This window comes from Streptomyces sp. NPDC055078, from assembly GCF_053607985.1.
Genome location: NZ_JBSGUP010000440.1, coordinates 1 through 6917, shown reverse-complemented (window position 1 = coordinate 6917; position 6917 = coordinate 1). Strand labels below are relative to the sequence as shown.

Below are 6917 nucleotides of genomic sequence, written 5' to 3'. Positions count from 1 at the left end.
GGGTGCCCCGGCGGACGCGGGGGGTTGCGCCGCCACCGGCCCGGCCACCGGGGCCCGGGGCGCCGGGGACCGCACGGACTCCCCGGCACGGGCCGGACCGGCCGCGGAGACCAGACCGGCCAGCAGGGCGGCCACGGAGACGACGGCACTCACACGGGACGGCACGGCGGCCCTTCGAGCAGTCACCTTCTTCGCCCTACTTCCTCTTCTTCCCGGACTTCTTGGACGCGCTCTTCGACACCTTGCCGGAATGCTTCTTCTTGCCGCTCTTCTTGTCCTTCGCCTTGGCGGCGACCGACTTCGACGAGCCCTTCTTCTTGTCCTTGCCCTTGCGCGGGGGCGACCCCTCGATGAAGCCCGGCTTGTCGCACGGGTTCCACGGCTTGCAGCGGTCGTACTCCCACAACTCGCGGAACTCCAGATCCCAGCCGTACGGGAACCAGGACCCGTCGACATCGACTTCGGCGTCACGGCCGCCTCGGCCGCCGGATCCGTCCGACGGCAGCACCCGGGATCCGGGACTCCAGCCGGAGCCCTCGGAGGAGCCGGCGCCGGGCCAACTCGGCGGGTTCGCCGGAACACCCGGGGCGGGGCCCGGGCTCTCCGCGCCCGGCGGCCTCTCGTAACCGGGCGGGATCTCCGGCGACCAGCCGCCACGGCCCCGCGCGATGTCGTCGATGACGGACATCACATCGCCGGCGGCGCCCGCGCTCCCGCCGCCCGCCGGGACTCCCGAGGAGAGTCCGTGCGCGCTGTACAGCGGCGCGGATCCCCCATCCCCGCCGGAGCGGTACGCGGTCACCGTGCTGTCCCACACGATGTCCTCCTGCTCCGTCCCGGACACGGGCCGCGCGGTCAGACCCGTCGGGTCGGAGTCGCTGACCGGTGAGTTGCCCGCGTACGCGTAGCCGTGGAGCTGCCTCGGGTCCTCGGCGTCGAGGATCGGGTCCACCGAGAGAAAGGCCCCGGTGTCCGGGTCGTACTGACGGGCCCCGAGGTGGGTCAGCCCGGTCGTGGCGTCCAGCGTGCCGCCGACGAAGCCCCGCTCGCCCGGCCAGGTACCGCCTGCCGGGCCGCGCGGCGCCCCGTAGGGCAGGTGCCGCCGCACGGTGGCGGTGAGATCGGCCGCGTTGACGGCCGTGTCCGCCGTGCCCGCCTGATCCTCCGTCAGCCAGCTGACCCCGGCCGGGGTGCGGACGGCGACACCGGTCCCGTCGACCGCGTAGTAGCGGGTCCCGGTGACGGTCCCGGTGGCGGTGTCCAGCCGCAGTTCGGTGTCGTCGCCGAGCTGGAGTGTGGTGCCGCCGGGGTCGCGGCGGACGAGACGCTCGCCGTCGGCGTCGTAGACGAAGGAGGTCGTCACCGCACCTGCGGTCACCTGTGCGAGCCGTCCCTCGGGGTCCCAGGTCAGAGTCTGGCCGGGGCGAGTGACGGTGTTCCCGGCCGCGTCGTAGCCGTACCGGTCCGTCCGCGTCCCGGTGGTCACGGACTGGAGCCGGTGCGGGCCCGCCGTACCGGGCGCCGGGTAGCCGTAGTCCCGGACGGTGTCGCCGCCGGCGGCGTGCCGGATCTCCCGGGTGCGGTTGCCAGCCTGGTCGTAGCCGTAGGTGTGCCAGTACGGGGCGGGCCCGCCGAGGGCGGCGGTGCTCGGCCCGGCGGCGCAGTTCGTGGCCGTCGTCCAGGCGTCCGTCAGCCGCCGCAGGGAGTCGGAGCGGAAGCACTGCCGGTCGCCGGAGACCGCGTCGGCGCTGGACACGATGTTCCCGGCCGGGTCGTGGCCCACGGTGGTGTCGGCGGTGACGGCGCCGGTGTCCAGTTGGGTGCGCAGCCCGGTGACGAGCCGGGTGGCGGGGTCGTAGGCGTAGGAGCGCAGCATCCGGCCGCCGAGTACGCGGTCATCGACCCTGCCGGTCTCGCCGTAGCCGGTCGATGTCACATAGGACTGCTCGGCGGAGACGAGCGAGTCGGTGCGGCCGAGTGGGGTGTATCCGGTCATCAGGGTCTCGGCGGGCAGTCCGCCGGCGGCGGGCAGGGTCCTGGCGGTGACCTGGCCGATCTGGTTGTACGCGGTGGTGGACTCGTAGCGGCCGGCCAGCGCGCCCTCACGCGCGGGGACGGTCAGGGCGCTGCCGGTGGGCAGCCCCAGGTCGTTGTAGCCGAGGACGTCGGTGCGGTAGGCGGCGCCGCCGTCGTAGCGGATCGCCGCCGCTTCCTCGCCGATGCCGCGCGGCGCCGAGTCGTAGGTCCACTCGGCGATCCGGCGTCCGGCCGGGGAGCCCTCGAAGAGCCCGGTGCGCCGGTCGAGCGCGTCATAGGTGTGCGCGAGTGTGGTGCCGCGCGCGTCGGTGACCGCCGACAGCCGGTCCTTGTCGTCGTAGGTCATGGTGGCGGTGCCCTTGTCGGGGTCCTCCGCCGCCGTCTGACGGCCTCTCAGGTCGTAGCGGAATCGCCAGATGTTTCCTGCGGGGTCGGTGACCGAGGCACGCCTGCCCGCCTTGGTGTAGGTGTAGGCGGTGGCGAGGTGTGCACCGCTGGGCGCGTCCCCGGTGTACTGGCGCAGCTCGGTCAGCCGGCCCCGGACGTCGTTGATCCGGGTGACGGGCGTTCCGCCCGTCGGCGGGTCCTCGCTGATCCGGTCGCCGCCGTGGGTGTAGGTGGTGCGATGCCGCTCCGCGCCCGCCGAGCGCAGGATCTCCGCGGTGGTGCGGCCCGCTCCGTCGTACTCGTACACGGTCCGCGACGGCACGGCGTCGTCGTTCACGACCAGCAGGGCCGGGGCGGCGGCGGCGGGATTGTAGTAGGTGGCGTTGGTGGCGAGGACCCGGCCGCCCGCGTCGTACGCGGTGTCGGTGACCATCCGTCCCTGCTGCGACGGTGTGGGCTCCTGGGTCTGCCGCTCCCGCAGCAGTCCGTCGTAGAGGGTGTGGCTGACGGTGTGGTCGCCGCCGGCGAGGAGTCGCCGGGTGGTGACGGCGGCGGGCGCGTCGGCGGATATCCGGTACTCGAACCGGACGGTCGGCGATGCGGTGGCGGGCCGTCCGGGCCGCCAGCCCGTGGTGAGGCGGCCGAGGGCGTCATAGGCGCGGGTGGCGCGGCGGCCGTTGGGGTCGACGGTGGCCGTGGTCAGGCCCCGCGCGGGTTCCGCCTCGGTCACGGTGGTGTGGCCGAGCGGATTGGTCACGGTCGTCTTCTCCAGGGGTCCGCCGGTGGCGGGCTGGTAGGCGGTGAGGGTCTTCGCGCCGAGGGCGTCGTACGCCTCGGTGACCCGGCCGTGCACGTCGTGGACGGCGCGCGAGACGGTGGCGTACACCGGCCGGCCCGCGTCCCAGGAGGCGAGTTCCTCGGTACGGGTGACATCGCCCTTCACCGGCGGGGTGCCGAACTCGGTGGCGCCGTCGTAGTAGGTGCGCTCGTCGGAGACCACGTCCGCCGGTGCCGGGTCCTGGCCCGCGCCGGCCGGGCACGGCGCGGCGGCGGTGAGCACCCGGCCGGGCCGGTTCAGTATCCAGGCCGTGGTGTTGCGCGAGTACGACGTGGTGGTGCACACATCGTCGTCGGCCACGGTCACATCGCCCCGGTCGTGGACCTTGACCGGGCTGCCGTAGGCGTCGTACTCGGTACGGGTCTCCGAGGTGCGCGAGCCGCCCGCCGCCAGCGCGGTCCGGGTCTGTACGGCGACGACCTTCAGGATGCGGGCCTCCAGCGGGCCGCTCTCCCGGTTCCGTACGGCCGTCGGTTCGGACAGCCACGGCTCGTGCAGTTCGGCGGAGATCTCGGCGCCCGTCACGGGGTCCCGGACGACGGTCTCCCGGGCGAATCCGGCGAATCCGGGCCGGTCCTCACGGGGTGTGCCCTGCCAGGTGAACCGCACCTCGCGGCGGGTGCCGTCGAGGAGCAGGTCGCCGTGCATACCGCGCAGGAACAGGTGCTCGGTCAGGGTGTGCCGGCCGTTGGCCTCACCGGTGCGGACCTTGACGCGCTGGTAGCCGCGCCACGAGCCCCAGGTCTTGAAGCGGGTGGGCACCAGTTCGGCGTCGTCGTGCCGCCAGGCCGCGCCGTCCTCGATGTACTCGTAGCGCGTCGACTTGGTGGGCGAGCCGCCGACGCGGTCGATCTCGTCGACCCGGCCGACGACGTACTTGGCGAAGAAGTCGAGCCGTGGCGAGGGCCCGCCCGCCTGGAGCCACCGGGTGGGGAAGCACTTCTTGGCGTTCTGGTCCTGTCTCGGCAGGGCGTGCGCGTCGCAGGTGTCGCCCGCGTAGGTGATGTGGACGGTGCCGCCGGTCTCGTTGTGGACGTCGGTGAGCCGCCACTTGTTCATGGGCTGGAGGCCGTCGCCCGTGGTGATCCGGTTCGGCTTCTGGATGCCGTCGAACCGCACCTCGGGCAGGGTGACCGGGGTGCCGCCCGTGTGTCCGGTGCGCTGGACGGACCGCAGCCACAGGGTGGGGGTGGTCAGGTCGGCGGTGTCGGGGAAGATGTGGTTCAGCGTCCAGGAGTCGACATCGGTGAACCGGCCGCCGCTCAGCACCTGGGTGGTGATCTTCGACAGCCTGACCGTGCTCCAGAACGTGGGGCCCGCCGCCGGGCACGAGCCGCCGGAGCAGTTCAGGTCCCAGGGGGTGTCGGGCCAGTTCGCGGGGACCGCCGGGTCGCACACCGAGCCGGGGACACAGCGCGGCGCGCTGGTGAACAGCACCCGCGCGCTCGGCGCGACGGTGCCGTCCGCGCGTCCGCCGTACTCGATGCGGGCGAGCCGGCCGCCGCGCACATACTCGGTGGCGTCGGACGGCGTGCTGTTCCGGCCGTAGTGGTTGATCTCGGTGTCGTATGTGTACGAGATGGTGTCGCCGTGCGGGCCGGTGACGGTCTCCAGGGTCCAGCGGTACGCCTGGAGGCACCAGGAGGTGGCGAAGGAGGGGCCGTGGCAGGGCTCCCCGGCCTCGTTTCCGTACACGGGCACCGTCCAGGCGGACTTGGCGGCCCCGGTGCGGCCGAAGGTGTACCGGGTGCCGTCGGGGCCGGTCACGGTCCAGTACTCGCCGTCGTTGTCGCCGTTGGTGGCGCCGGTGCCCAGCTCGACGCGCCAGCCGTCGTCGTCGGCGACCCGCCAGGTGTTCCTGGCGACGTCCCACACCAGTTCGCCGGTGGCCCCGGGCAGCACGAGGTGCGCCGACTGGCCGTCCCAGCACAGGTCGCCCTTCCCGGCGTGGCCGTCCTCCGCGCACGGTGTGTAGGTGCGCTCGATGAAGCCGGGCTCGTAGCCGAAGCCCTCGCCGACCCATGACGACTGGTTGTTGGTGGAGGCGGTGCGCCCGTCGACGATGGACGAGGTGTACGACAGTGCCACGTTCGGGACCGGGCCGGGCGCGGGCGGCACCTGGACCGGGTAGTTCCAGGAGAAGTCACCGGACTGGATGCCGACGGCCCAGGTCGCGGAGGGGGCGAGGGACGTCGGGGAGAAAGTGCCGGCCTCGCTGCCCGCGCCCGCGATCAGGGCGTAGGTGGTGGCGTGGGTGGTAGTGGGCGGGACGCTCTTCCCCGGGCCGCTCTGCCCTGGGCCGCTCTTCCCCGGGTCGCTCTTCCCCGGGCCGCTCTTCCCCGGGCCGCTCTTCCCCGGGCCGCTCTCCCCCGGGACGTGGGCAGCCGTCCTCGCGGGGTCGACCGTGACCCGGATCCGGCCCGCGGCGGTGTCGTTCCGCGCCGGGAGCACCGCCCGGGTCGCGAGGTCCACGACCCGCAGCCGGGACGCGTAGTCACCGCCGAACGCCGTACGGAAGCCGGAGTAGTCCAGGTCCACGGCGACCTTCCCGGCCGCCCTCGGCACCCGGAACAGCACACCGTTGATCCCCGCCTTCCGCGCGGCGGCCCGGTCCAGCACCTCGACCCCGCCGGCCGCCCGCGCGCCGACCGCCCGCGCGGCGGCGGTCCCGGTCCCCGCCATGGGCCAGACGGCCGCCGGCGGCGCGGTGACCGCCTTCGCGTCGACCGCGAGCCGGGGCGGTGGCGCCTTCTTCGCCACGGTGCCGGGTACGGGCTTCTCCCCCGGCCGCCCGGACCAGGCGGGAGCCTTGTCCCCGGGAGCGTTCGCCGCCCCGGCCGGCCCGGTCACCATCAGCGAGAGCACCAGCGCGACGACCACCGCGTGTACGGCCCTGCGCCGGCGCCTCACCGTTGCGAGCAGTGCGAGCATGCTGGTCCTCCCCCACAGCGACCGAGGGCACGGCACCTGCCGGGCCCAGCGGTCAGCCTGGTGGGGCGGAGGGGTGTTCGGGCAGGTCGGGGGACAGGTCCGAACGGATCCGAACAGCCGGACGGTCACTTCCAGGCCCTGTCCACCTGCTCATTGATGGCGTCGCTGGCCTTCATGCCCACGAACGTGCCGATGACTCCACCGATGAACGCGCCCGCGGCGGTGCCCAGTACCGGGAAGAAGCTGCCGATCGCGCCGCCGATGAGCGCGCCCGTCTTCGCTCCCGCCCAGACCGCTCCGGCGTCGATACCCGTCTTCACACCCGCCTTGAGGACGCTGTCTCCCTGGGCGAGGTTGGCCTGGAACGTCAGCACCGCCCCGGCGCCGCCGAGCCGCTGCCCGAGCGCCTTGTGCCAGGGTTTGGTCACCGGGCCCTGCTTGCGGTAGCGGGCCGCGTCCTTCGAGGCGGGCCACTCCTTCTTCCACTTCTCGGCCCGCTTGTCGTGCTCCTTCGCCCCCGTGATCGGCGCCCCGCCGATGGTCGCGGCGTCCGCCGCGTCCTTCCACTGGTTGCCGCCCGCCTTCTTCTTGTTCTTCTTGGCGTCCTGGCGGATCTTCGCGTCGGGCCCGTCGCACTGACGCGGGTTCTCACACTTGCGCGCCGGTTTCTTGGCGGCGGGGGGCTTCTTCTTGTTCTTCTTCGCGTCCTGGCGGATCTTCGTAT

At 73.3% G+C, this 6917-nt stretch carries 2 protein-coding genes and 1 pseudogene; all 3 read right to left on the bottom strand.

Annotated elements, in window-relative coordinates; translation table 11 throughout:
* Nucleotides 1-186, bottom strand: a pseudogene (locus ACWF94_RS28680) (hypothetical protein); the annotation flags it as partial.
* A gap of 10 nt (nucleotides 187-196) precedes the next feature.
* Nucleotides 197-6193: an RHS repeat-associated core domain-containing protein gene (locus ACWF94_RS28675; RefSeq protein WP_453494645.1), complete on the bottom strand. Its 5997-nt coding sequence runs from the start codon at nucleotides 6191-6193 to the stop codon at nucleotides 197-199.
* Nucleotides 6194-6318: 125 nt separating this feature from the next.
* Nucleotides 6319-6917, bottom strand: a 599-nt coding sequence (locus ACWF94_RS28670) for a hypothetical protein (RefSeq protein WP_453494642.1), incomplete at its 5' end; no start/stop codon positions are given.